At 56.6% G+C, this 26,524-nt stretch carries 24 protein-coding genes and 1 riboswitch; of the genes, 7 read left to right on the plus strand and 17 right to left on the minus strand.

The window, feature by feature from the left end:
* Positions 1–133 precede the first annotated feature (133 nt).
* Genes CKO_RS09880 through CKO_RS09890 form a run of 3 tightly spaced genes read left to right on the plus strand, consistent with a single transcriptional unit; the run spans position 134 to position 3,095 of the window.
* Positions 134–895 (plus strand): endonuclease/exonuclease/phosphatase family protein, encoded by a 762-nt coding sequence (locus tag CKO_RS09880; protein WP_012133186.1) that lies wholly within the window; start codon positions 134–136, stop codon positions 893–895.
* Complete coding sequence (clsB, locus tag CKO_RS09885) at positions 892–2,133, plus strand: cardiolipin synthase ClsB (protein ID WP_012133187.1); 1,242 nt, start codon at positions 892–894, stop codon at positions 2,131–2,133. Before CKO_RS09880 ends, clsB begins: the two co-directional genes overlap by 4 nt.
* A complete protein-coding gene (locus CKO_RS09890) occupies positions 2,133–3,095 on the plus strand; it encodes a lysylphosphatidylglycerol synthase domain-containing protein (protein WP_012133188.1) in 963 nt (320 codons plus the stop codon). Before clsB ends, CKO_RS09890 begins: the two co-directional genes overlap by 1 nt.
* A 69-nt stretch (positions 3,096–3,164) precedes the next feature.
* On the opposite strand, the gene CKO_RS09895 is transcribed toward CKO_RS09890, so the two are convergent.
* The 6 genes from CKO_RS09895 to moaA form a co-directional block, all read right to left on the minus strand.
* Positions 3,165–3,869, minus strand: coding sequence for a Bax inhibitor-1/YccA family protein (locus CKO_RS09895; RefSeq protein ID WP_024130511.1), 705 nt, complete (start codon positions 3,867–3,869; stop codon positions 3,165–3,167).
* A 51-nt stretch (positions 3,870–3,920) separates the two neighbouring features.
* Positions 3,921–4,373: a molybdopterin synthase catalytic subunit MoaE gene (moaE, locus tag CKO_RS09900; protein ID WP_012133190.1), complete on the minus strand. Its 453-nt coding sequence runs from the start codon at positions 4,371–4,373 to the stop codon at positions 3,921–3,923.
* 1 nt (position 4,374) lies between these two features.
* The gene (gene moaD, locus CKO_RS09905) at positions 4,375–4,620 is read right to left on the minus strand and encodes a molybdopterin synthase sulfur carrier subunit (protein WP_012133191.1); all 246 of its coding nucleotides are present in this window, start codon (positions 4,618–4,620) and stop codon (positions 4,375–4,377) included.
* Positions 4,613–5,098: a cyclic pyranopterin monophosphate synthase MoaC gene (moaC, locus tag CKO_RS09910; RefSeq protein ID WP_012133192.1), complete on the minus strand. Its 486-nt coding sequence runs from the start codon at positions 5,096–5,098 to the stop codon at positions 4,613–4,615. The genes moaD and moaC overlap by 8 nt, the downstream gene beginning before the upstream one ends.
* 2 nt (positions 5,099–5,100) lie before the next feature.
* Positions 5,101–5,613: a molybdenum cofactor biosynthesis protein B gene (moaB, locus tag CKO_RS09915; protein ID WP_012133193.1), complete on the minus strand. Its 513-nt coding sequence runs from the start codon at positions 5,611–5,613 to the stop codon at positions 5,101–5,103.
* A 24-nt stretch (positions 5,614–5,637) separates the two neighbouring features.
* Positions 5,638–6,627 carry a GTP 3',8-cyclase MoaA gene (gene moaA / locus CKO_RS09920; protein ID WP_024130512.1) on the minus strand — a complete coding sequence of 330 codons (990 nt, stop codon included), beginning with the start codon at positions 6,625–6,627 and terminating at the stop codon, positions 5,638–5,640.
* Positions 6,615–6,761: riboswitch (molybdenum cofactor riboswitch) on the minus strand. (Overlaps the previous gene by 13 nt.)
* Positions 6,762–7,047: 286 nt before the next feature.
* Here moaA and yvcK point away from each other — a divergent pair.
* The gene (yvcK, locus tag CKO_RS09925; RefSeq protein WP_024130513.1) at positions 7,048–7,956 is read left to right on the plus strand and encodes a uridine diphosphate-N-acetylglucosamine-binding protein YvcK; all 909 of its coding nucleotides are present in this window, start codon (positions 7,048–7,050) and stop codon (positions 7,954–7,956) included.
* Between the two features lie 102 nt (positions 7,957–8,058).
* Here the strand turns inward: yvcK and uvrB are convergent, their stop codons facing one another.
* From uvrB to bioB, 5 genes are all read right to left on the minus strand, one after another.
* Entirely contained in the window at positions 8,059–10,080 is a 2,022-nt protein-coding gene (gene uvrB / locus CKO_RS09930; protein WP_012133197.1) for an excinuclease ABC subunit UvrB, read from the minus strand.
* A gap of 567 nt (positions 10,081–10,647) precedes the next feature.
* Positions 10,648–11,334 (minus strand): dethiobiotin synthase, encoded by a 687-nt coding sequence (bioD, locus tag CKO_RS09935; RefSeq protein ID WP_012133199.1) that lies wholly within the window; start codon positions 11,332–11,334, stop codon positions 10,648–10,650.
* Entirely contained in the window at positions 11,327–12,082 is a 756-nt protein-coding gene (bioC, locus tag CKO_RS09940) for a malonyl-ACP O-methyltransferase BioC (RefSeq protein WP_012133200.1), read from the minus strand. The genes bioD and bioC overlap by 8 nt, the downstream gene beginning before the upstream one ends.
* Positions 12,069–13,223 (minus strand): 8-amino-7-oxononanoate synthase, encoded by a 1,155-nt coding sequence (gene bioF / locus CKO_RS09945; protein ID WP_012133201.1) that lies wholly within the window; start codon positions 13,221–13,223, stop codon positions 12,069–12,071. The genes bioC and bioF overlap by 14 nt, the downstream gene beginning before the upstream one ends.
* Positions 13,220–14,260 (minus strand): biotin synthase BioB, encoded by a 1,041-nt coding sequence (gene bioB, locus CKO_RS09950; protein WP_012133202.1) that lies wholly within the window; start codon positions 14,258–14,260, stop codon positions 13,220–13,222. The genes bioF and bioB overlap by 4 nt, the downstream gene beginning before the upstream one ends.
* Before the next feature lie 86 nt (positions 14,261–14,346).
* Here bioB and bioA point away from each other — a divergent pair, with 86 nt between their 5' ends.
* Together bioA and CKO_RS09960 are read left to right on the plus strand one after the other, a co-directional pair.
* Entirely contained in the window at positions 14,347–15,636 is a 1,290-nt protein-coding gene (gene bioA, locus CKO_RS09955) for an adenosylmethionine--8-amino-7-oxononanoate transaminase (protein WP_012133203.1), read from the plus strand.
* Between the two features lie 65 nt (positions 15,637–15,701).
* Positions 15,702–16,178: a kinase inhibitor gene (locus tag CKO_RS09960; protein ID WP_012133204.1), complete on the plus strand. Its 477-nt coding sequence runs from the start codon at positions 15,702–15,704 to the stop codon at positions 16,176–16,178.
* 105 nt (positions 16,179–16,283) lie between these two features.
* On the opposite strand, the gene hutH is transcribed toward CKO_RS09960, so the two are convergent.
* The 5 genes from hutH to hutI all read right to left on the minus strand — a co-directional run bounded on the left by hutH (position 16,284) and on the right by hutI (position 22,600).
* Positions 16,284–17,804 carry a histidine ammonia-lyase gene (gene hutH / locus CKO_RS09965; protein ID WP_012133205.1) on the minus strand — a complete coding sequence of 507 codons (1,521 nt, stop codon included), beginning with the start codon at positions 17,802–17,804 and terminating at the stop codon, positions 16,284–16,286.
* 1 nt (position 17,805) lies between these two features.
* Positions 17,806–19,491, minus strand: a complete 1,686-nt coding sequence (gene hutU, locus CKO_RS09970; RefSeq protein ID WP_012133206.1) for a urocanate hydratase — start codon at positions 19,489–19,491, stop codon at positions 17,806–17,808.
* Positions 19,492–19,630: 139 nt separating this feature from the next.
* Positions 19,631–20,350, minus strand: a complete 720-nt coding sequence (locus tag CKO_RS09975) for a histidine utilization repressor (protein ID WP_012133207.1) — start codon at positions 20,348–20,350, stop codon at positions 19,631–19,633.
* An 88-nt stretch (positions 20,351–20,438) separates the two neighbouring features.
* Positions 20,439–21,380, minus strand: coding sequence for a formimidoylglutamase (hutG, locus tag CKO_RS09980; RefSeq protein WP_012133208.1), 942 nt, complete (start codon positions 21,378–21,380; stop codon positions 20,439–20,441).
* Positions 21,377–22,600 carry an imidazolonepropionase gene (gene hutI / locus CKO_RS09985; protein WP_024130514.1) on the minus strand — a complete coding sequence of 408 codons (1,224 nt, stop codon included), beginning with the start codon at positions 22,598–22,600 and terminating at the stop codon, positions 21,377–21,379. Before hutI ends, hutG begins: the two co-directional genes overlap by 4 nt.
* A gap of 231 nt (positions 22,601–22,831) precedes the next feature.
* Here hutI and CKO_RS09990 point away from each other — a divergent pair, with 231 nt between their 5' ends.
* Positions 22,832–24,115: a putative acyl-CoA thioester hydrolase gene (locus CKO_RS09990; protein WP_012133211.1), complete on the plus strand. Its 1,284-nt coding sequence runs from the start codon at positions 22,832–22,834 to the stop codon at positions 24,113–24,115.
* 72 nt (positions 24,116–24,187) lie between these two features.
* Here CKO_RS09990 and CKO_RS09995 read toward each other — a convergent pair whose 3' ends face one another.
* A complete protein-coding gene (locus CKO_RS09995; RefSeq protein ID WP_012133212.1) occupies positions 24,188–26,446 on the minus strand; it encodes a hydratase in 2,259 nt (752 codons plus the stop codon).
* Positions 26,447–26,524: the final 78 nt, after the last annotated feature.

A 26,524-nucleotide genomic window follows, 5' to 3' on the forward strand; every position in this document is an offset into this window, starting at 1 on the left:
GGCTTTTTCTCCTGAAGGATTTTTATCTAATTATTCAGAGTACCGAACTTTACGGAAAATTCCGTAAGACCGCATCTTTTTGTGACGACGACTACACTATTTCAATCAGGATAGTGACGCGGACAGGAAGAAAATGATCCAACAAACGCGAAATTTTTCATTCAAAGTGCTCACAATTAACACGCATAAGGGTTTTACCGCCTTTAATAAGCGCTTTATTCTGCCGGAGCTGCGCGACGCCGTCAGAACCGTCAGCGCGGATATTGTCTGCCTACAGGAAGTGATGGGCGCGCATGAAGTTCATCCGCTGCACGTCGAGAACTGGCCTGATACCACCCATTACGAATTTCTTGCCGACACCATGTGGAGCGATTTCGCCTATGGTCGTAATGCCGTCTACCCGGAAGGGCATCACGGCAACGCGGTGCTGTCGCGCTATCCGATTGAACACTATGAAAATCGCGATGTCTCCGTCGGCGGCAGTGAAAAACGCGGCGTGCTGTATTGCCGTATTGTTCCGCCGATGCTGGCTCAGCCAATTCATGTGATGTGCGTGCATCTCGGCTTACGGGAAGGCCACCGCCAGGCGCAGTTGGATATGCTGGTTGAATGGGTTAACGCCCTTCCCGAATCCGAACCCGTGGTGGTCGCCGGGGATTTCAACGACTGGCGGCAGAAAGCCAACTATCCGTTAAAAGCGTCTGCGGGGCTGGAGGAGATCTTCACCCGCGCGCATGGCCGCCCGGCGCGCACCTTTCCGGTCAGGCTGCCGATACTGCGACTCGATCGTATATACGTCAAGAATGCCAATGCCAGCTCTCCTGCGGCGTTGCCGTTGCGTAACTGGCGACATTTATCTGACCATGCCCCTCTTAGCGCGGAGATACATCTATGAAATGTGGATGGCGTGAAGGCAATCAGATTCAGCTACTGGAAAACGGCGACCAGTTCTATCCCGCCGTGTTTGACGCTATCGCGCAGGCACAGCAGAGGATCATCCTGGAAACCTTCATCTGGTTTGAAGATGACGTAGGTAAGCAGCTACACGCAGCGCTGCTTAAAGCGGCCAGACGCGGCGTAAAAGCGGAAGTGCTGTTAGACGGCTACGGCTCACCTGACCTCAGCGAGGCGTTTGTCGGGGAACTGACCGCAGCGGGGATAATCTTCCGCTATTACGATCCGCGTCCTCCCCTGTTCGGCATGCGCACCAACCTCTTTCGCCGTATGCACCGTAAAATCGTGGTTATTGACGATCGGGTCGCGTTTGTCGGCGGGCTGAATTACTCCGCAGAACATATGTCCGATTACGGCCCGGAAGCCAAACAGGATTACGCCGTTCGCGTCGAAGGGCCGGTCGTGGAGGATATTTTGCAGTTTGAGCTGGAAAACCTGCCGGGGCAAAGCGCCGCGCGCCGCTGGTGGCGACGCCATCATCGCGCCGAAGAAAACCGGAAACCCGGCGAAGCGCAGGTGCTGTTTATCTGGCGCGATAATGATGAACATCGCAACGATATTGAACGTCACTATCTGAAGATGCTTACGCAGGCGAAACGTGAAGTGATTATCGCCAATGCCTATTTCTTTCCCGGCTATCGCCTGCTGCATGCCATGCGCAAAGCCGCCCGACGCGGCGTGCGGGTAAAACTGGTAATCCAGGGGGAACCCGATATGCCCATCGTCAAAGTCGGCGCGCGTCTGCTGTACAACTATCTGGTGAAAGGCGGCGTCCATGTCTATGAATATCGCCGTCGCCCGCTGCACGGCAAAGTGGCGTTGATGGACGATCACTGGGCGACCGTCGGCTCCAGCAACCTCGATCCGCTCAGTCTGTCGCTTAACCTTGAAGCAAACGTCATTATTCATGACCGCACGTTTAACCAGACGCTGCGCGACAACCTGAACGCCATTATCGCCAATGATTGCAAGCAGGTGGACGAGTCTATGCTGCCGAAGCGCACCTGGTGGAATCTGAGCAAAAGCGTGCTGGCGTTCCACTTCCTGCGCCACTTCCCGGCGCTGGTCGGTTGGCTGCCGGCGCACACGCCGCATCTGGCGCAGGTTGAACCACCCGCCCAACCGACGATGGAAACGCAGGATCGGGTCGAAGCGGAAAACACGGGGGTGAAGCCCTGATGTCAACATCACACCCGCGATGTCGGCTGGCGAAAAAGATCCTCACCTGGCTGTTTTTTATCGCGGTGATTGTCCTGCTGGTCATTTATGCCGGAAAGGTCAACTGGGAAGATGTCTGGACGGTGATCCGGGATTACAACCGGATTGCGCTGTTGAGCGCGGTTGGGCTGGTGATTGTCAGCTACCTTCTTTACGGTTGCTACGATCTGCTGGGACGTTTTTACTGCGGCCACAAGCTGGCGAAGCGGCAGGTCATGCTGGTGTCGTTTATCTGTTACGCCTTCAATCTGACGTTAAGCACCTGGGTCGGCGGAATCGGTATGCGCTACCGTCTGTACTCCCGCCTCGGCTTACCGGGGAGCACCATCACGCGTATTTTTTCGCTGAGCATTACCACCAACTGGCTGGGCTATATTCTGCTGGGCGGAATTATTTTTACCTTCGGCGTCGTGCAACTCCCGGCCCACTGGTATATCGATGAAAATACGCTGCGCATTCTCGGTATTGTGTTGTTACTGGTGATTGCCGTCTACCTGTGGTTTTGCGCCTTTGCGAAACGGCGTCATATCACGATTAAAGGCCAAAAGCTGATGCTTCCGTCATGGAAATTCGCCCTCGCGCAGATGGGGATTTCCAGCGCGAACTGGATGGTGATGGGCGCCATTATCTGGCTGCTGATGGGGCAAGACGTTAATTATTTCTTTGTACTTGGCGTGCTACTGGTGAGCAGTATTGCCGGAGTGATCGTGCATATCCCGGCCGGGATCGGCGTTCTGGAAGCCGTGTTTATGGCGCTGCTGGCGGGTGAGCATACGTCGCAAGGCACCATTATCGCCGCCCTGCTCGCCTGGCGTGTGCTCTATTATTTTATTCCGCTATTGCTGGCGTTGATTTGCTATCTGCTGCTGGAAAGTCGGGCAAAGAAGCTGCGGGCGAAAAACGAGAAAGCCTTAGCGAAGTGACGGGTTATTTGCTGCTTATCAGGTGTATTACCGGCCTAACCTGTAGGCCGGATACAGCGTTCACGCCAATTAACGGCGATTACCGAAAATACGCAGCAACATCAGGAACAGGTTGATGAAGTCCAGATACAGCGTTAACGCGCCGAGAATCGAGTATTTCCGCAGCGTCGAGCTGTCACGAACATCAATCTGCTCGCCAATGTTTTTCAGCTTCTGCGTGTCATAGGCGGTCAGGCCAACAAAGACAACCACCCCGATATAGGTCACCGCCCACATCAACGCTTCGCTTTTGAGCCAGAAGTTGACCAACGATGCCAGAATGATACCGATCAGCGCCATAAACAGCATGCTGCCCCAGCCGCTGAGATCGCGTTTCGTGGTGTAGCCATACAGGCTCATCACGCCAAACATCCCGCCGGTCACGACAAACGTGCTGGCGATAGACGAATAGGTATAAACGATAAAAATGCTCGACAGCGTCAGGCCCGTCAGCGCCGAATAGAGCATAAACAGCGTGGTCGCCATCCCGGCGCTAAGTTTTTGCACCATTGCCGACAGCGCAATAACCAGCGCAAGCTGGGCGATAATCAAGCCAAAGAAGGTGATTTTGCTGGAAAAGACAAACATCATCACCGCAGGCGTATTCGCCGCATACCAGGCGATAAATGCGGTCAGCAGCAGCCCAACCGTCATCCAGCCATATACCTGCGCCATATACGTTTGCAGGCCGGAACGGGTCTGTACGATAGAATCGGATCGTGGGAATCGGTCCATGATGATCTCCTGATTAAAAGTGATACCCCTGAATAAGGGTATCACATTCTGCTACCAGCGTTTTGCCGCCTGCCGATCGCTATCGCGCGCTTCCACCCAGCGGTCGCCTTCCGGCGTCGCTTCACGCTTCCAGAACGGCGCGCGGGTTTTCAGATAATCCATAATGAATTGCCCGGCCTCAAACGCGCTGCTGCGGTGCGCGCTGGTTACGCCGACAAAGACAATCTCATCGCCCGGCCACAGTTCGCCAATACGATGGATCACCGTCACGCGCCCCAGCGGCCAGCGCGAGCGCGCCTCGTCCACGATATCCGCCAGCGCTTTTTCCGTCATCCCCGGGTAATGTTCCAGCGTCAGCGCTTTAACGCTGTCGCCCAGATTATGATTGCGGACTTTACCGGTAAAGGTCACGACTGCGCCATCTTCATCACGCTCCGCCAGCCAGGGGTACTCCTCCCCGACGCTGAACGGCGCATGGCCAACGATCACTCGCGTTTCAGCCATCTCAGCCTCCTGTCACCGGTGGGAAAAAGGCCACTTCATCACCCGCCGTCAGCGGATGTTCAAAACTGACCAGCGTCTGATTGACGGCGGCCAGCAGCTTGCCGTCTTCCAGCGCCAGCGCCCAGCGATCGCTTTGCGCCGCCAGATGCTGACGCAGCGCTTCTACGGTTGGGAAATCGGCGGCGACCTCTAACGCATCCGTTCCCACCAGTTCACGCACCTGAGCGAAAAACAGAACCTTAATCATGCGCATCCACCTTAAAATCGCCAGATTTACCGCCGCTTTTCGCCAGCAAGCGCACCGGGCCAATCACCATATCTTTTTGCACTGCTTTGCACATGTCGTAGATCGTCAATGCCGCCACGGAAGCGGCTGTCAGCGCTTCCATCTCCACGCCGGTTTTCCCCGTCAGGCGACACAGCGATTCAATGCGTACCCGGTTGTGTTCAGGCTCCGCCTGCAATTGCACTTCGACCTTACTCAACAACAGCGGATGGCACAGCGGGATCAGCTCCCAGGTACGTTTAGCCGCCTGAATACCGGCGATACGCGCGGTTGCGAAAACATCGCCCTTATGGTGGCTACCGTCGATAATCATCGCCAGCGTTTCACTGCGCATCGTCACAAACGCTTCGGCGCGCGCCTCACGTACGGTTTCCGCTTTGGCAGAGACGTCCACCATGTGCGCTTCGCCAGCGGCATTAATATGGGTCAGTTGCGACATACTTATTTCTTCAAATGTGGGTGGAAGTTACACGGGCGTGTGCGAGCATCAAGCTGCGGCGCGATGATGTTGTCCCAGGCGGTGCGGCACGCTTTTGTGGAGCCCGGCATCGCAAAAATCAGCGTCTTGTTGGCAACGCCGGCCACCGCGCGAGATTGCAGGGTCGATGTGCCAATCTCTTCAAACGACAACATGCGGAACACTTCGCCAAACCCTTCGACTTCGCGATCAAAGAGCGGCAGTAACGCTTCCGGCGCCTGATCGCCATCGGTCAGCCCGGTGCCGCCGGTGATGAGCACCACCTGAACGTCATCGCTGGCGATCCACGCGGAAACCTGCGCGCGAATGGCGTAGCGGTTCTCTTTAACGATGGCTTTGTCCACGACCTGATGCCCTGCTTCCAGCGCGGCGTCGCGCAGAAAATGACCGGAAGTGTCGTCTTCTTCGCCGCGACGACTGGAAACCGTAAGAATAGCAATGCGGGTAGGGATAAACTCAGCGTTTACCTGACTCATAAAAACTCCTTGTCCGTTAAGGCGTTAACCGCCTATGTACGATAGATTTTGCGTAATACCGGTATTGTTCTGGTGCAGGAAGTGGGTCTGCTTTTTCTCCAGCAGCGCGGCTGAAATGCGTTCTTCCAGCGCATGTTGCTGTGCATCGTCTTCCAGCAGGTCACGCAGGCTCACGCCGCCTTCGCCAAACAGGCAAAGATGGAGCTTACCGACCGAGGAAACGCGCAGACGGTTGCAGGTGGCGCAGAAATCTTTTTCATACGGCATGATGAGACCGATTTCACCGGCATAGTCAGGATGACAAAAAACCTGCGCCGGGCCGTCGCTGCGCTGGCGCAGTTGATGAATCCAACCGCGACGCAGCAGTTCATCACGCAGCACCTGTCCAGAAATATGGTGTTTACGAAAGAGTTCGCTCCCCTCTCCCGTCTCCATCAGTTCAATGAAGCGCAGTTGAATAGGGCGTGCCTGAATCCAGGCGAGAAAGGTGTCCAGTTGATGATGGTTCACATCGCGCATCAACACGGTGTTCACTTTGACCTTTGCGAAACCGGCGTCAAACGCGGCGTCAATGCCCGCCATCACCTGCTGGAATTTATCCTGCCCGGTAATGGCGTGAAACTGACGGGCGTCAAGGCTATCGACGCTGACGTTGATGCCCGTCAGACCCGCGTCGCGCCAGTTCGCCGCATCACGCGCCAGACGATACCCATTAGTGGTCACCGCAATCTGGCGAATCGCGTCGTTTTCACGCACGGCGGCAATGATGTCGGTAAAGTCGCGACGCAGCGACGGTTCACCGCCGGTAAGGCGCACTTTTTCGGTGCCCAGACTGGCAAACGCGCGCGTCACACGGCGAATTTCATCGACGGTCAGAAAGCCGTTATTGGTGACACCGCCAGGCTTGTAGCCATCCGGCAGGCAGTATGTGCAACGAAAGTTACACACATCAGTAATCGACAGACGTAAGTAATAAAACTTACGTGCGAAAGCATCGGTAAGTTGTGAGGCCATGTACACCTTTCCAAATACGGGAGGCGGAGTCATTTCTTCCTGCGCCCTGGTGGCAAACTCTTTCGAGGCTTGTCACGGCCAAAACACCATATCAATTTGACACAGGCGTAGAGGCTAGAGTGTCTTTTTAAGCATCGCTTAAAAAGGTGGTTATGCCGATACTAGCGTGTAAATAGCATTTTTGCCATTCCCACTTTACGCTATATAATCATGTATATAGCGTCATGATCGTGCTATTTCGCTACAGAATAAGCAAAAATCACACTTTTGCATTGATATACATCAGTTAGCCATCAGGCTAACCCTATCCGAAAGAGGTAGAGGGGATGGATTTATTTTCCATCGTTGTTCGTTGGCTAATTGCTGAAAAGGCGCTATTTGCGCTACTGTAGCGCAGTATCTCTGATATTAGGAATTTGTATGCGCAATCGTACGCTGGCAGACCTGGACCGTGTTGTCGCTCTTGGCGGAGGGCATGGATTAGGACGCGTTCTCTCTTCACTCTCTTCATTAGGCTCGCGCCTGACCGGTATTGTCACCACTACCGATAACGGGGGTTCCACAGGCCGTATTCGCCGCTCTGAAGGGGGCATCGCCTGGGGCGATATGCGCAACTGTCTGAACCAGTTAATTACCGAACCCAGCGTCGCGTCGGCGATGTTTGAGTACCGTTTTGGCGGTAATGGTGAACTTTCCGGCCATAACCTCGGAAATCTGATGTTAAAGGCGCTGGATCACCTGAGCGTGCGGCCTCTCGAAGCGATAAATTTAATTCGCAATTTGTTGAAGGTGGATGCGCATTTAATCCCTATGTCGGAGCTGCCGGTAGACCTGATGGCCATCGACGATCAGGGGCATGAAGTATACGGCGAGGTGAATATCGATCAACTGGCAACCCCGCCGCAGGAGCTGATGCTGTCACCGAAAGTCCCCACCACCCGGGAAGCGGTGCAGGCCATTAGCGAAGCCGATTTGATTCTGATTGGCCCCGGAAGTTTCTACACCAGTTTGATGCCGATTCTGCTGCTTGATGAGCTGGCGCAGGCGCTGCGCCGTACTCCAGCGCCGATGGTCTATATCGGTAATCTGGGGCGCGAATTGAGTCTGCCCGCCGCCAGCTTAACGCTTGTCGACAAACTGGCGATTATGGAGCAATACGTCGGGAAACAGGTTATCGACGCCATTGTGGTTGGCCCGAAAGTGGATGCCTCGGCGGTGACGGGCCGGATTGTGATTCAGGAAGTGCTGGAAGCCAGCGATATTCCGTATCGCCATGACCGACAGCTGCTGCATAACGCGCTGGAGAAAGCGATACAGGCGTTGGGGTAAGCGTTCAGATTTGCCCGGTGGCGCTTCGCTTACCGGGCCTACACACAACAGGCGGCACAACCGTAGGCCGGATAAGACGCTTTACGTCGCCATCCGCCATCGTCAGGACGCCGCGATAAACAGCTCACGTAGCTGATGCAACTGGTCGCGGATCTCTGCGGCTTCTTCAAACTCCAGGTTTTGCGCATGCTGCATCATCTGGCCTTCCAGCTCATGAATTTTCTGCTGCAACGCTTTCGGCGTCATATCCATCTCAACCACACCCGATTTCGCCGCTGCGCGGGACTTCCCTTTGCCCTTCGCTTTGGTTTTCGCGATGTTCTGACCCAACGCCAGAATATCGACCACTTTCTTATTCAGCCCCTGCGGAACGATACCGTGCTCTTCGTTGTATAACTGCTGTTTCTCGCGACGACGTTCGGTTTCGCCTATCGCTTTCGCCATCGACGGGGTGATCTTATCGCCATAGAGGATCGCCTTCCCGTTGACGTTACGCGCCGCACGGCCAATGGTCTGAATCAGCGAACGCTCTGAACGCAGGAACCCTTCTTTGTCTGCGTCCAGAATCGCCACCAGCGAGACCTCAGGCATGTCCAGCCCTTCTCGCAACAGGTTGATCCCCACCAGCACGTCAAACTCGCCCAGACGCAAATCACGAATGATTTCCATACGCTCAACGGTATCGATGTCCGAGTGCAGGTAACGTACGCGCTCGCCGTGTTCTTCGAGATATTCGGTAAGATCTTCCGCCATTCGTTTGGTCAGCGTTGTCACCAGCACACGTTCGTTAATCGCCGCCCGCAGGCGGATCTCAGAGAGCAGATCATCAACCTGCGTCGCCACCGGCCGAACTTCAATGATCGGGTCCAGCAGCCCGGTAGGACGCACCACCTGATCCACCACCTCGCCGCCGGATTTCTCCAGCTCATAGTTGCCCGGCGTGGCGGAAACGTAGATGGTTTGCGGGGCCAGCGCTTCAAACTCTTCAAATTTTAGCGGACGGTTATCCAGCGCTGACGGCAGACGGAAACCGTACTCCACCAGCGTCTCTTTGCGCGCCCTGTCCCCACGAAACATCCCGCCGATTTGCGGAATCGTGACGTGAGATTCATCCACGACTAACAGGCCATCGGCTGGCAGATAATCAAACAGCGTCGGCGGCGGCTCGCCAGGCCCGCGCCCGGAAAGGTAGCGGGAGTAGTTTTCAATCCCCGAGCAATATCCCAGTTCGTTCATCATTTCCAGATCGAACTGCGTACGCTGGGTTAAGCGCTGTTCTTCCAGCAGCTTATTGTTTTCCTGCATGATCCTGCGTCTGTCCACCAGTTCGTCTTTGATCTCCTCCATCGCCTGTACGATGCGCTCGCGCGGCGTAACGTAGTGCGTTTTCGGGTAGATGGTGTAGCGCTGGATAGTCGATTCAACCTGCCCGGTCAGCGGGTCAAACAGCGACAGACGTTCAACCTCTTCGTCAAACAGCTCAACCCGCAGCGCAATATCGTCAGACTCCGCCGGGAAGATGTCGATGACCTCGCCGCGTACGCGGAAAGTGCCGCGCTGGAAGGCCTGATCGTTGCGGGTATATTGCAACTCCGCCAGACGGCGCAGGATAGCGCGCTGATCGATGATCATCCCCACCGTCAGGTGCAGCATCATCTTCAGGTATAAATCGGGATCGCCCAGACCGTAGATAGCGGAAACCGAAGCCACGACCACAACGTCCCGCCGCTCAAGCAGCGCCTTGGTCGCCGACAGTCGCATCTGTTCTATGTGTTCATTCACCGACGCATCTTTTTCGATAAAGGTGTCGGAGCTGGGCACATACGCCTCTGGCTGATAGTAGTCATAGTAAGAGACGAAATATTCCACCGCGTTGTCAGGGAAGAACTCTTTCATTTCGCCGTATAACTGGGCCGCCAGCGTTTTATTGGGCGCAAGCACCATCGTCGGGCGCTGTAAATCGGCAATCACATTGGCGATGGTGAACGTTTTCCCTGACCCCGTTACGCCCAACAGCGTCTGGTGCGCCAGACCATCTTCAAGACCTTCCTCCAGACGACGTATCGCCTCCGGCTGATCGCCTGAAGGTTTAAAAGCGGAATTCAGTTTGAACGGTTTACTCATGGGCAGCTACCTGAAGGAATGGGCGGGCAGGACACTAATTTTACCCGGAGCCGCTAATATTGCCAGCAAAATATACTGGATGAAAAAACAGTGGCGACTTAAGGTATTACTCAAATAAGGGATAACACCCGGCATTGCGACGTAAAATGTAGACCCTGACGAGATAAAAAACCAGTGAGATGCGGTTATCCCCAAACCAAAGACTTTTTTAACACTTGTCAAGATGTGTGATGAAAGATTTGTGGCAACCCGTGACACTTTCCTTACAGCCATTGCTTTTATCTAACAAATTGTTTCATAAGCACTATTTACTTAAGACGCCTTTCGCATCAATTTAGTCGCAGGCCGCGTCTTCTCTCGCTTACGTTGTGTTTTCTAACTCTAATACACAAGGTTATCCACAGGAATGGTGGATAACTGCGTCCAGCCCGTATGGACTGCCGCCTGGCAAAATCGCGCGGACGCCCCTTGATGAGGGGCTAAAAAAAAATTATCGCTTTTTTTTGATTTTTATCAGCTAACGAAACGCGGGCGGCAGGCGAGATCCTGCTCGCATTTTCACCTGTTTTACACCGCCTTCAGGCGCGTCAGGTCGAGATATTGTCCTGTTGATGCACTTTCCGCCTTCCCGGAAAGCCAGGGGATTTCGCCCAGCAGAGGAGCCGTAATCACCCGCGTTAGCGTCGCCATGTATTCCGCATGGCGCTTTCCGGGCGGCGTCACGTCATTGGCTACCCACCCGGCAAGCGTCAGCCCGGCTTGCTGCACGGCCTGCGCCGTCAGCATGGCATGATTGATACACCCAAGCTTCACGCCCACCACCAGAATCACCGGCAGGTGCTCCGCCGCAACCCAGTCGGCAAACGTCAGCGTTTCGCCAAGCGGAGTAAACCAGCCGCCCGCCCCTTCCACTAACACCCAGTCGGCCTGGCGTTCCAGCGCGCGTAAACCGGCGGACATCACCGAGGCCTGAACGGGTCTCCCCTCCTCTGCGCTCACAATGTGCGGCGAGGTCGGTTCCGCAAAGGTGTAGGGGTTGATCACTTCATAGGCCAGCGTCAGCGTGCTGTTGCGCTGTAGCGCCAGGGCATCGCTATTGCGCAGCCCCTGCGCCGTCATCTCGCTGCCCGACGCCACGGGCTTGTAGCCTGCCGTCCGAAAGCCGCTCTGCGCGGCAGCCTGTAACAGGGCGCAACTGGCGACCGTTTTTCCGACTTCAGTGTCCGTCCCGGTGACAAAATACCGTTTAATCACGTTCAATGACTCCCAAAAAAAGCTGATACGTCAGCGGATATTTCCCCTGCTGCTGCGGCCAGGCCAACTGTAACTGTCGCAACTGCGAACGCGTTAACACGCGCGGTTCACGCCCCTCGTGCAGATGCGTCGCCCCAATGCCTTTAAGCGAACGCATCGCGCTGAGCGCATCATCAAACCACAGGGTGATCGCCTGGATCTGCTGACGGACGCGCCAGCCGTGCATCGCATTGCCGATCGCCTCTGGCGACAAAAAGTGGTTGGCATGCCCCCGGTTATCTACCGCCTGCCAGGCCTGACGCAGTTCCGGCAGCGATCCGTGCGCCAGCGAGGTAAACGCCACCACGCCGCCAGGACGCACCACGCGATACAGTTCGCTTAGCGCGCCGCGCAAGTCGCCGCACCACTGCACCGCCAGGTTGCTCCATGCCAAATCAAACCGCGCCGCCGCCAGCGGGATGGCTTCGATATCCGCCGCAAGGTAATGGTGAGCAGCCTGCTGACGACGCGCCTCATCCAGCATTTGCGCCGAGAGATCGAGCGCCGTGACCTCGCATCCCTGCTCTCGCCAGAAGCGGCTCATCCGCCCTGGCCCACAACCGGCGTCCAGAACGTGCGCACATTCGCGCCCTGCCAGCAGCGCCAGCAGCGCGTCCGCACTCTGGCGTTGCAGTTCAGCGTGCTGCTCATAATGCGACGCCGCGCGCCCAAACGCGGCCGCAATCGCCTGCTTATCAACCTGCGCCATCCAGCACCTCCAGTAAGCGATCAATATCCTGCGCTTCATGCGCCTGAGTGAGCGTCAGGCGCAACCGGGCAGTACCGGCCGGAACGGTAGGCGGTCGGATCGCGCTCACCCAGCATCCCTGCTCCCGCAGAGTATCCGCCAGCCGTAACGCGCGCGCATTGTCTCCGACAATCAGCGGCTGAATCGCACTGTGCGAATTTGCCAGCGTAAAATCGCTGGCCTTAACGCCCGAACGGAAGCGCTGAATTAACGCAGCCAGTTTTTCCCGGCGATCTGCGCCTTCCGGGCTTCGGATCACCGCCAGCGCCGCGCTCAGCGCCTGCGCCTGGGCCGGTGGCATACTGGTGCTGTAGATCAGATGGCGGGCAAACTGCAACAGATAATCCGCAACGCTTTCAGAGCAGAGAATCGCCGCCCCGCTGACGCCAAAACCTTTGCCAAACGTCACAATCAGCAGCTCAGGTTTGACCTGCTGTCGCCAGCAGCTTCCGCGCCCCTCATCACCCGTAACGCCAATACCGTGCGCATCATCCACCAGCAGCCAGGCGTTACGCTGCCGTGCGGCACGGTGGATCTCCGCCAGCGGCGCGCCGTCGCCGTCCATACTGAATATGCCCTCTGTCACCACCAGTTGCTGCCCGCCGCACGGGGCGTCCAGCAGGCGCGCCAGGTGTTGAGGATCGTTGTGGGTAAAGCGGCGAAGCGTCGCCGGGCTGAGGTTTGCCGCTTCCAGCAATGAGGCGTGGCTGAGACGGTCCGCGACAATCCGATCGTCTTTCGCCATCAGCGCGGCGATAACCGCCTGATTCGCCGCAAAGCCAGAGATAAACAGCAGCGCCCGCGAATAGCCAAGCCAGCCTGCCAGCGCCTCCTCAAGCGCCTGATGCGCCACGGAGTAGCCGCTGACGTGGCCGGAGCCGCCGCTGCCGACGCCAAAGCGCTCCGCACCCTGTTGCCAGGCGCGAATAATCTGCGGATGGTGACTTAAACCGAGGTAGTCATTGCTGGAGAAATTCAGATACTGGCGTTCGTTAGCCACCAGCCAACGCCCTGCCCCCTGCGTCACCGCATAGCGGCGACGCAACGCATCGGCAGAACGACGCGCCGTAAGCGCATCGTCGATTTTTTGCTGCCAGGTCATACTGCTGCCGCGTTGTAATAGTCGTCTGTATCCGGGGTCATCAGCGCCTGTTCCAGACGCTGTTGCTGTTCGTTGTCACCAGCCAGCACCGACGTTTGCTGCGGGTTCAGCCCCAGTTTGCGGAACAGCTGGAGATCTTTGTCTTCTTCCGGGTTCGGCGTGGTCAGCAGCTTACAGCCGTAGAAGATGGAGTTCGCCCCCGCCATAAAGCACATCGCCTGCGTTTGCTCGTTCATCTGTTCGCGACCCGCAGAAAGACGCACGTAGGAGGTTGGCATCATAATGCGCGCGACAGCGATCGTGCGGATGAAATCAAACGCATCCACATCCTCATTATCCGCCAGCGGCGTACCTTTGACCTTCACCAGCATGTTGATCGGCACGCTTTCCGGCGGGGTCGGCAAATTCGCCAGTTGCAACAGCAGCCCGGCGCGATCTTTAACCGTTTCGCCTAAGCCAACGATACCGCCAGAGCAGACTTTAATCCCCGCTTCACGCACTTTGTCCAGCGTATCAAGACGTTCCTGATACGAGCGGGTCGTGATGATGTTGCCGTAAAATTCCGGGGAGGTATCCAGGTTGTGGTTGTAGTAGTCCAGCCCGGCGTTGGCGAGGCGCTGCGCCTGAGATTCATTGAGCGTGCCGAGGGTCATACAGGCTTCCAGCCCCATCGCCTTCACGCCCTGCACCATCTGTTCCAGATACGGCATATCGCGCTCGTGCGGGTTTTTCCATGCCGCGCCCATGCAGAAACGGGTTGAACCGGCGTTCTTCGCTTTGCGCGCGGAGTCCAGCACCTGCTCCACTTCCATCAGACGTTCCGCTTCCAGCCCCGTCTTATAGCGGGAACTCTGCGGGCAATATTTGCAGTCTTCCGGGCAGGCGCCGGTTTTAATCGACAGCAGCGTGCTGACCTGCACCTGTTGCGGATCGAAATGCTGACGATGGATTTGCTGCGCGTCAAACAGCAGATCCAGCAGCGGTTTATTAAATAATTCGGTAACTTGCGACAATGTCCAGCGTGGGTGGTGAGCCATAGGGCCTCTCCAAAGGGTGTTGTTAATTCTTGATTCGGTGTAGACTCGTAAACCTAAATGTTTTTAATTTGGTTTACAAGTCGATTATGACAACGGACGATCTTGCCTTTGACCAACGCCATATCTGGCATCCCTATACCTCCATGACCTCCCCGCTCCCGGTTTATCCGGTTGCGCGCGCCGAGGGTTGCGAACTGATTTTGGCCAACGGCGACCGTCTGATCGACGGCATGTCGTCATGGTGGGCGGCGATCCACGGTTACAGCCATCCACAGCTCAACGCCGCGATGAAAACGCAAATTGACGCCATGTCGCATGTGATGTTTGGCGGCATTACCCATGCCCCTGCGGTCAACCTGTGTCGCAAGCTGGTGGCGATGACGCCGCAAGCGCTGGAGTGCGTGTTCCTGGCGGACTCCGGTTCGGTGGCGGTGGAAGTGGCGATGAAAATGGCGCTGCAATACTGGCAGGCGAAAGGCGAGTCTCGTCAGCGTTTTCTGACCTTTCGCAACGGCTATCACGGAGACACCTTCGGCGCGATGTCGGTATGCGATCCAGATAACTCAATGCACAGCCTGTGGAAGGGCTATCTGCCGGAAAACCTCTTTGCCCCCGCCCCGCAAAGCCGGATGGATGGCGAATGGGACGAGCGGGATATGGTGGCCTTTGCCCGCCTGATGGCGGCGCACCGGCATGAGATTGCGGCGGTGATTCTGGAGCCCATTGTCCAGGGCGCAGGCGGGATGCGGATGTATCACCCGGAGTGGCTTCGCCGCATCCGCAAGATGTGCGATCGTGAAGGGATTCTGCTGATTGCCGATGAGATCGCCACCGGATTTGGCCGCACAGGTAAACTGTTTGCCTGCGAACATGCAGACATTACGCCGGATATCTTGTGTCTCGGTAAGGCCATCACCGGCGGTACGATGACGCTTTCCGCCACGTTAACCACCCGTCTGGTCGCTGAAACCATCAGCAACGGTGAAGCCGGTTGCTTTATGCATGGCCCGACCTTTATGGGCAATCCGCTGGCATGCGCCGTGGCTTGCGCCAGTCTTTCCCTGCTGGAAACGGGCGAGTGGCAGCAGCAGGTGGCGGCGATTGAAACGCAGTTACGCCAGGAATTAGCGCCCGCGCGCGCATCGTCCTGGGTCGCTGACGTGCGCGTACTCGGCGCCATCGGCGTCGTGGAAACCACGCACCCGGTCAATATGGCGGCGTTGCAGCGTTTCTTTGTCGGGCAAGGCGTCTGGGTGCGCCCGTTCGGTAAACTGATCTACCTGATGCCGCCCTATATCATCCAGCCGGAACAATTGCATCGTCTGACGCAGGCGGTGAACGACGCTGTGCGCAATGAAACATTTTTTATCCATTAATCAGCGGTAAGCTGTAGCGGTTCTGACTACACTTCCTTGCTAATCAGTAGATTAATGGAGGCGGTATGAAACTTATCAGCAACGACCTGCGCGACGGGGAAAAACTGCCCCATCGCCATGTGTTTAACGGCATGGGCTATGACGGGGACAACATCTCCCCGCACCTGGCCTGGGACGAGGTGCCCGCCGGTACGAAAAGCTTTGTCGTGACCTGCTACGATCCCGATGCGCCAACCGGCTCAGGCTGGTGGCACTGGATTGTCGCCAACCTGCCAGCCGATACCCGCGTACTGCCGCAAGGGTTTGGTTCCGGCCTGGTGGCGATGCCGGAAGGGACTCTCCAGACGCGCACCGATTTTGGTAAAGCAGGCTACGGCGGCGCAGCTCCGCCGAAAGGGGAAACGCACCGCTACATCTTTACCGTTCACGCGCTGGATGTGGAGCGCATTAATGTCGATGCAGGCGCCAGCGGCGCGATGGTGGGCTTTAACGTCCATTTCCATTCGCTCGCCAGCGCGTCGATTACCGCAATGTTCAGCTAAGTGCCGTTGTTGCCTGATGGCGACGCTAAAGCGTCTTATCCGGCCTGCGGCACCTGACATCCAGCGCCGTAGGTCGGATAAGCGTCAGCGCCATCCGGCATTTTTTTACAAGAAATCAGGTAATAACCGGAACAAGTCCCCGCGCGCCAGCAGTTCGGTCGCGCACTCAATATCCGGCGCGAAGAAACGGTCCTGAGTATAATGCGGCACCTGCTCGCGCAGCGCTTTTCGCGCCTGCTCCAGCAGCGGGCTTGAGGTTAACCCTTCCCGGAGGTCGATACCCTGGCAGGCCGCCAGCCACTCTACCGCAATGACCCCACGCGTGTTTGCCGCCATTTCCCATAGTCGTCGACCCGCCGCGGGCGCCATCGACACATGATCTTCCTGATTGGCCGACGTCGGTAAGCTGTCCACGCTGTGCGGATGCGCCAGCGCTTTGTTCTCGCTGGCCAGCGCCGCAGCGGTCACCTGCGCAATCATAAAACCGGAGTTGACGCCGCCGTTTTTCACCAGGAAAGGCGGCAACTGCGACATATGTTTATCCATCATCAGCGCGATACGCCTTTCCGACAGCGCGCCGATTTCCGCAATCGCCAGCGCCAGATTATCCGCCGCCATTGCCACCGGTTCGGCATGGAAGTTACCGCCGGAAATCACATCCCCCTCTTCGGCAAACACCAGCGGGTTATCCGAAACGGCGTTGGCTTCAACGAGCAGCACCTCCATCGCCTGACGCAGTTGTGTGAGGCACGCGCCCATCACCTGCGGCTGACAGCGCAGCGAGTACGGGTCCTGCACCTTTTCACAGTTATGGTGCGACTGTGCTATCGCGCTGGTCTCCGTCAGAACGTGGCGGAACAGCCCGGCGGCGTCAATCTGCCCACGCTGACCGCGCGCGGCATGAATGCGCGCATCAAACGGTCGGCGCGACCCCAGAACGGCTTCGGTGGTTAACGCCCCGCAGACCACCGCAGAGGCGAACAGCGCCTGCGCTTCGAACAGCCCACGCAGCGCAAAGGCGGTGGAGGCCTGGGTGCCATTCAGCAGCGCCAGCCCCTCTTTCGCCGCCAGCGTGATCGGTTCCAGTCCGGCCTTTTTCAGCGCCTCTTTCGCCGGAAGCCACTCCCCCTGCCAGCGGGCTTTCCCTTCGCCAAGCAGCGTCAACGACATATGCGCCAGCGGCGCCAGATCGCCCGATGCCCCTACAGAACCTTTCGCCGGGATCAGCGGCCAGACTTCTGCGTTGACCAGCGCAATCAGCGCTTCAATCACGCTCAGGCGAATGCCCGAGAAACCACGCGCCAGGCTATTGATTTTCAGCACCATGATCAAACGCACCATCGCGTCGTCCAGCGGCTCGCCAATACCCGCCGCGTGGGAGAGCACCAGCGAACGTTGCAGGTTTTGCAGATCCTCCGTGGCGATGCGCGTCTGCGCCAGCAGACCAAAACCGGTATTGATACCGTAGGCCGTGCGCCCCTCGGCGACGATATTGTTCACGCAGTCGACGCTGGCATTAATACCGTCAACCGCGCTGCTATCAAGACGCAGTTGCACTGGCTGCTGCCAGACGGCGCGAAGCTGCGCAAAACTCAGATGACCCGGGGTTAACGTAAGCGTATTCATATCAGCGTTTTCCTTGAGTAGCCGCGATCATCGGCAAGTTCAGCCCTTGTTCTGCGGCGCATTCAACCGCAATCTCATACCCGGCGTCAGCATGACGCATCACGCCTGTCGCCGGATCGTTATGCAACACTCTGGCGATACGCGCCGCCGCCTCGTCGGTGCCGTCGCAGACAATCACCATTCCGGCATGTTGCGAGAACCCCATGCCGACGCCGCCGCCATGATGCAGCGAAACCCAGGTCGCACCGCTGGCGGTATTGAGCAGCGCGTTCAGTAACGGCCAGTCGGATACCGCATCAGAACCGTCGCGCATCGCTTCCGTCTCCCGGTTTGGACTGGCGACGGAGCCGGAATCCAGATGATCGCGGCCAATGACGATCGGCGCGGAGACCTCTCCACGGCGTACCATTTCGTTAAACGCCAGACCCAGTTTTTGCCGCCACGCCAGCCCCACCCAGCAAATACGCGCCGGTAGGCCCTGGAAGTTAATACGTTCGCGCGCCATATCCAGCCAGTGATGCAGATGTTTGTCATCCGCCACAATCTCTTTGACTTTGGCATCGGTTTTATAAATATCTTCTGGATCGCCGGAAAGCGCCACCCAACGGAATGGGCCGATCCCCCGACAAAAAAGCGGGCGGATATAGGCCGGAACGAACCCAGGAAAATCAAAAGCGTTCTCTACGCCCATCTCTTTCGCCATCTGGCGGATATTGTTGCCATAATCGAAGGTCGGGACGCCCATTTCACTGAACGCCAGCATCGCCTGTACGTGCTTCGCCATTGAGCGTTTCGCCGCCTGTACCGTGCCCTGTGGATCTGACGCCGCTTTCGCCTGATACTCCTCCCAACGCCAGCCAGAGGGCAGATAACCGTGCAGCGGATCGTGCGCGCTGGTCTGGTCGGTCACCAGATCCGGGCGAACGCCGCGTTTTACCAGTTCCGGCACGACGTCCGCCGCGTTGGCGCACAGCGCAACGGAGACGGCTTTACCTTCACGGGTATATTTTTCAATTCGCGCCAGCGCGTCGTCCAGCGAGGTGGCCTGTTCATCGACGTAGCGGGTACGCAGACGGAAATCAATACGGCTTTGCTGGCATTCGATATTCAGCGAGCACGCCCCCGCCAGCGTCGCGGCCAGCGGCTGCGCGCCGCCCATACCGCCAAGCCCGGCGGTCAGCACCCAGCGCCCGGACAAATTCCCCTGATAGTGCTGCCGTCCTGCTTCAACGAAGGTTTCATAGGTGCCCTGCACGATGCCCTGGCTGCCGATGTAGATCCAGCTTCCGGCGGTCATCTGGCCGTACATCGCCAGCCCTTTGGCGTCCAGCTCATTGAAATGTTCCCAGGTCGCCCAGTGCGGCACCAGGTTGGAGTTAGCGATCAGGACACGCGGCGCGTTTTCGTGGGTCTTAAACACGCCGACCGGTTTACCGGACTGCACCAGCAAGGTTTCATCGGCCTCCAGTTTGGTCAGCGCATTGATGATGGCGTCATAGCACTCCCAGTCGCGCGCCGCGCGGCCAATGCCGCCATAAACCACCAGTTCATGCGGATTCTCGGCAACATCGGGATCGAGATTGTTCATTAACATGCGCAGCGGCGCTTCGGTTAACCAGCTTTTTGCCGTCAGGGTTGTTCCCCTCGGGGCGCGGATATCCTGCTGACGATACTTGCTTTGAGGCATGACACCAGACTCCTTACGATGATCGGACAGATAAGTAACATATACTTGTCTATACAACTTGTCGCAAGGCTGATTTTAACAACTGAGATACATTTTTGTTATATTGCGTCAGCAATCACGCTTTTTATCGCGCCGTCATTCAGGACATAAAATGGCCCTGCAACCGGTAGCGAGAACCGGGAAAAAGCAGGCGAGCGTGAGAAACAATGTGCGACGCAGACCAGGTGCGCCGATGAATTAACAGGCAGGGATCGTGCTCCTTAATGTTCAGCAGCGCGCACTCTTCCGCCGTGGCGCGCACGGCTTCCACAATGTGCTCCCCTTCCGTTAGCGGGGCGATCAGCGACAGGTATGCATGAGGCGTGGTCTGGCTGTAATCCTGCGCCAGATAATCCGGTACAACGCCGGCATTCACACAGCGATCCTCAATCTGCACCGGCAGATCGTTTTCATAGTGCACCATCACCGAATGAAAAATCAGCGTGCCTTCACGCACATTCAGGGCCGTGGCCTGAAGCGCATTCGCCTGCGTCTGTTCCAGCGTCAGCACCTCACAGCGGTGCTGATGGTGACGGGCGGCGATTTCATCGGCAATGCTGCGAATTTCAAACAGTGCGGACTGCCCTTTCGGTTCCGCCACAAATGTGCCGACGCCCTGTAAACGCACCAGCAGCCCTTCATCCGTTAATTCCCGCAACGCCCGGTTGATTGTCATCCGGCTGAAGCCAAATTGCGCCACCAGTTCCGCTTCCGAGGGAATACGGTCATGCGGGCGCCAGACGCCGCTGGCGATGTTGTCGCTGATCGTCTGTTTGACCTTTTCATAGAAAGGCACAGGGGCAGAACGGGATGGGAGCATGCGTAAGCCTTCCTTAAGCGTATGATTTTATTTGCCGGATGGCATTATCCGGCCTGTAACGCGATTTCGGGCCGGACAAACATCGCGATTAACGCCACCCGTGTGCGATTTGCCAGCCGAGGCGTGCCGCAACACGCGCTGCGTTGCCATCATCGTCAAAGCGCGGATTAAATTCAACCATATCCACCGCCTGTAGCTTACCGCTGCGACAAACGGCATCGACAAGCCGCATCACCGTCGCCAACGGCACACCGAGCGCTGCGGGCGCAGACACTGCGGGCATCTCCCAGGCGGGCAGCACATCAAGATCGATGGTCAGGTAGATCTTATCCACGCTGTCGATAACCTGCGCCAACGGTGCCTGAGCGGTATCACAATCCACGTCTTCTACGATGGTCACTCCGCGTTGTTGCGCCTCATCCCATAACGCCTGCGTATTTGCCGCCCGACTGACGCCAAAACAGGCGTAATGAAACTCACGCTGCTGTTCATCGCATAATTGCGCCAACTGGCGAAACGGCGTACCGGAGGTGGCGTGGTCAGCCCGACGCAGATCCAGATGCGCATCAAGATTAATAATGCCGACTCTGGCATGCGGGAACGCATCAAGCAGTCCCGCGCCATGCCCAAACGCCGTTTCATGTCCGCCGCCTAGCACAAACGTGCGCATATCCGCCTGCTGGCAGCGCCGTACCGCATCGCGAAGCGCCTGCTGCGCGCCTTCCAGATCGGGGGCTTGCGCAATAATGTTGCCTAAATCCACCAGCCGATCGTGGCCGTGGTGAGAGGCCAGGTTCGCCAGCGCCCGGCGCAGGGCATCCGGCGCGCCAGCAGCGCCAGGTCGCCCCTGGTTTCGCTTCACGCCTTCGTCACAGGCAAAGCCGAGCAAGGCGATTTTTTCACGATACATTTCGGGAGAAAACGTCGGGCTGCGCGTCACCGTCTGAAAGAGACGCAGCGCGTTAGCCGCCTCGGCGCTGTCATCACGCCCCTGCCAGAGCGTGGGGGATGCGGGTTGCCATTGCGTCATGTTACTTCTCCTCTGAATACACGGTGACAGAGCGGGTTACGCCCCGGTTCATAAAGGATTTCAACCGGAAGCTCAGCGTCCCATACGGCAAAGTCAGCGACATATCCCGCTTTCAATTGCCCATGCGTCGTCTGCCGCCCCAACGCGCGCGCAGCATGCCGCGTCACGCCCGCCCACGCTTCTTCCGGCGTTAAGCCAAACTGTACGCAAGCCATGTTCATCGCCAGATGCAAACTGATAAACGGACTGGTGCCGGGGTTAAAGTCCGTTGCAACCGCCATTGGCACGCCATAGTGGCGGAGCAACGCCACCGGCGGGCGCTGCGTCTCTTTGAGGAAATAAAACGCCCCCGGCAGCAGAACGCCCACGGTGCCGCTGCGACTCATCGCCGCCACGCCAGCCTCATCCAGATACTCAATATGGTCGGCGGATAACCCCTGATAACGACTCACCAGTTGCGCGCCCCCCAGCAAGGAGAGTTGCTCAACGTGCCCTTTTACCGGAATGCCCAACGCCTGAGCGGCCTGAAATACCCGCTCACTCTGCGCCAGGTTAAACCCCACGCTTTCACAGAAAAGATCCACCGACTCAAACAGCCCTTTTGCCCATAATCCGGGCAGAATACTTTCGCAAACCAGCGTGATATAGCCGTCGGGATCGTCGCGGTATTCTGCTGGCGTCGCATGTGCCGCCAGCAGGGTAGGACTGATTTCCACCCTGTTTTCATGCGCCAGCGCAGCGGCAACGCGCAACATTTTCTCTTCCGTGGCGAAATTCAGGCCATAGCCGGATTTCACCTCCAGCAACGTAACGCCTTCTTGCAGCAATCGCGCCATCCGCGCGCGTGCAACGGCTAAAAGTTCATCTTCAGAGGCCGTCCGGGTCGCAGCGACGGTCGCGTTGATACCGCCGCCCTGCGCGCTGATCTGCTGGTACGACACGCCGTTAAGCCGCTGCTCCCACTCCCCGGCGCGCGTGCCGCCAAAAATCAGGTGGGTGTGACAGTCAATCAATCCGGGCGTGACCAGTCGGCCTTGCAGATCCACGGTATTGCGGTGCGCGGCGTTGAGTGACGACGCAGGCACAATATCCAGTATCCGGCCCTGGCGGACGACAAGCGCATGATCGTCCACCATCCCATAAGGGCTACCGCGTTCAGGGTCCATCGTCGCCAGTCGGCCATTCCGCCAGATCGTGTCATCAGGTAAAAGTTGCGCCATTGGGTTCATCACTTGTCATGGGTTGTCTATACATTTATTTTTTATTCTGCCGGGGTTGTCAATCTTACAGGCCATGAATGTTATTTATTTGTGATGTACTTGCCTGGAACATCAGGTGCGCGGCGTCTAAAAAAGAACTTTTTACCTTTTCACCTTCCCGTTTCGCTCAACTTAGTATAAAAAAGCAGGCTTCAATGGAATTAATTTAACTTTCAAAGCCCGGAGCAACCTGTGAACACATTTTCGGTTTCCCGTCTGGCGCTGGCACTGGCTTTTGGCGTGACGCTGACCGCCTGTAGCTCTACGCCGCCCGATCAAATCCCATCCGATCAGACCGCGCCAGGCACCTCCTCGCGTCCGATCCTGTCGGCGAACGAAGCGCAGAATTTCGTTGCTGCACACTATTTCTCGTCACTGACGCCGAATACGGCGCCGTGGACGCCTTCCGCCATTACGCTGCCTGCGCAACCTGACTTCGTTGTCGGCCCGGCTGGCACGCCAGGCGTGACGCACACCACCATTCAGGCGGCGGTAGATGCAGCAATTACGCAGCGCAGCAGCAAGCGTCTGTACATCGCCATTATGCCGGGCGAGTATCAGGGAACCGTGTATATCCCGGCGGCGCCTGGCAGCCTGACGCTGTACGGCACGGGCGAGAACGCGATTGATGTGAAAATCGGCCAGGCGATTGACGGCGAAATGAGCACGACCGACTGGCGTCGTTCAGTGAACCCGGGCGGTAAATACATGCCGGGCAAACCTGCGTGGTATATGTTTGATAACTGCCAGAGCAAACGCGGCGCCAGCATTGGCGTGATGTGTTCTGCGGTGGTCTGGTCACAGAATGACGGCTTGCAGTTACAAAATCTGACCATCGAAAACAATCTCGGTGACAGCGTTGACGCCGGCAACCATCCGGCAGTGGCCTTACGCACTGACGGCGACAAAGTGCAGATTAATAAAGTGAACATTCTGGGTCGCCAGAATACCTTCTTCGTGACCAACAGCGGCGTGCAGAACCGTCTGCAAAACGATCGCCAACCACGCACGCTGGTGACGAACAGTTACATTGAAGGGGATGTGGATATGGTTTCCGGTCGCGGCGCAGTGGTGTTCGATAACACCGATTTCCGCGTGGTGAACTCCCGTACCCAGCAGGAAGCGTATGTTTTCGCTCCGGCAACGCTGTCGAATATTTATTACGGTTTCCTCGCCACCAACAGCCGCTTTACCGCCGCAGGTGATGGCGTCGCGCAACTGGGTCGTTCGCTGGATGTGGATGCCAACACCAACGGTCAGGTCGTTATCCGCGATAGCGTGATTAACGAAGGGTTCAATATGGCGAAACCGTGGGCTGACGCCGTTATCTCCAAACGTCCTTTTGCCGGGAATACTGGCGCGAAGGATGATAAAGACGAGGTACAGCGTAACCTGAACGACACGAACTTTAACCGGATGTGGGAATACAACAACCGGGGTTTAGGCAGTAAAGTGGTTGCCGAACCGAAGCAATAATATCTGCTGACGATTATTCTTCAGGCCAGATAAAAGAGAAAAGGTCGTCACGCCGGGCGTGACGACCTTTTTTTACATCTGACGGTTTTTATTGAAATTAATCAGACTTCCCGCTTTGATAATTTCACGTTCCTCGGCGGTCAGGCTTTCCAGATACAGACTGATTTCCGTGATTTCATCGTCATGAATCACATAGCCTTTTAAGGTGGTTGCGCATTGATCCAGCGCCGTACGGACGCCAGGAATGTAAATATAATCCCCGACGTCAAACCCAGGATCACCCGCCATTTGCAACGGCAACATTCCCCAGTTGATCACATTCGAACGGTAGCGTTTCGTCGCATACTCCTGGGCTATATTCGCCAGACCGCCAATCACGCGCTGACAGCTTGCCGCCTGTTCACGCGCGGAACCGTCTCCCGGCTTAACGGCATAAATCATGCTGCCAATCCCGGTGGCTAACGGATCGGTGGTTTCCTGGCCCGCAATTGTGCGAATACGGGCAAAGACCGGCTCCAGCTCACTCACCTCGCCTGCCAGACGCTGTTTTTCCAGCGTCGCGGTTGCTTTGCTTCGGCCAACATAGTCTGGATCGCGGCGTGACAGGGTGAACTCCGCCAGACCAACCGGGTTTGAGCGGAAAGACGAGGTCTCCCCGGACGGGATCAGCTCATCCGTCGTTGTGACTTCATCAAGAATTTTTGACGCCACCTTGAGCAGAATATTTTCCGTCAGCGCCCCCAGCGCCGGCCAGTCTTTAATATTCGGGCCATAGATGAGCGATTGCTGCGTCGCCCCTTTAACAAAACCCTGATAGACACGGTTTTTGTACGGAGTGGGATCAAACGCATAGTCAGGAACGTTTTCCCAGCAGTCCAGTTCAGCGGCGGAGGTCAGATAGCCCCCATTTATTGCCGTCGCCGCAATAGAACGCGCATCCATCAGCGCAACCGCGGACATTTGACCATTACCCGGTTTCGAACCTTCACGGTTCGGGAAGTTACGGGTGGTGTGGCGAATGCTCAGCCCGTTGTTAACGGGCGTATCGCCAGCGCCAAAGCATGGGCCGCAGAAAGCGGTTCTGATGATTGCGCCCGCGCCAGTTAAATCGGCCACCACGCCTTTTTTCGCCAGATCCATAAATACAGGCTGTGAAGAGGGGTAAACCGCGAGTGAGAACGTCTCATTACCACACGATTTACCGCGCAACGCATTCGCCGCCGCAATGACGTTCTCATAGTTACCGCCTGAGCATCCGGCAATAATTCCCTGCTGAACCTTTAATCTTCCCTTCTCAACTTTATCCAGCAGTGAGATTTTGGCTTTCCCACGGGCAATGCACGCAGACTCAATTTCTACCTGGTGCAGAATATCCGTCAAATTCTCATTTAATGTGTCGATTTCATACACATTGCTCGGATGGAAAGGTAGCGCGATCATCGGTTTAATTGTGTTCAAATCAACATAAATACAGCCATCGTACCAGGCCATTGGCTGCGGATTCAGCTGTCGATAGTCCGGTTCACGGCCATGTAACGCCAGCCAGCTACGGGTTTCATCATCCGTTTGCCACACCGAACTCAGGCAGGTCGTCTCCGTGGTCATGACATCAACACTGTTACGGAAGTCCGTGGACATTGCGCTAATGCCCGGCCCCACAAATTCCATGACCTTATTTTTGACATAGCCATTTTTAAATACGGCGCCAATGATGGCTAACGCCACATCCTGCGGGCCAACGCCTGGCGCCGGTTTTCCCGTCAGATATACCGCCACGACGCCTGGATAATCGATATCCCAGCTATCATTCAACAGTTGTTTGACGAGTTCACCTCCGCCCTCCCCTACGGCCATCGTCCCCAGCGCACCGTAGCGCGTGTGGCTGTCTGAGCCTAAAATCATTTTTCCACCACCCGCCATCATCTCGCGCATATATTGGTGGATGACCGCAATATGGGGCGGCACATAAATACCGCCATAGCGCTGCGCGGCGGAGAGTCCAAAAAGATGATCATCGCCATTAATGGTTCCACCAACGGCGCATAATGAGTTATGACAGTTTGTGAGAACATAAGGTAATGGAAAACGCGCCATCCCGGACGCTTTCGCGGTCTGAATTATGCCTACATAGGTAATATCGTGGGAGGTTAACGAATCAAACTTGATTTTAAGTTTATCCATATTTCCTGACGTATTATGAGACGCAAGAATGGACCATGCTATGGTGCCTTTTTTGGCTTCCTCTTTTTGTACATTACCGCAATACTGTTCTTCTGCAATTATCTCATTGTTACCGGAGAGATAAATCCCTTTGTCATATAACTTAATCATTCATTACTCCACATTGCCGTGCATGTTTCCATGCACGGACAACAGACCATGTCATTAATAATAAAAATGAACGCTGAC

The organism is Citrobacter koseri ATCC BAA-895, assembly GCF_000018045.1.
Taxonomy (GTDB): domain Bacteria; phylum Pseudomonadota; class Gammaproteobacteria; order Enterobacterales; family Enterobacteriaceae; genus Citrobacter_B; species Citrobacter_B koseri.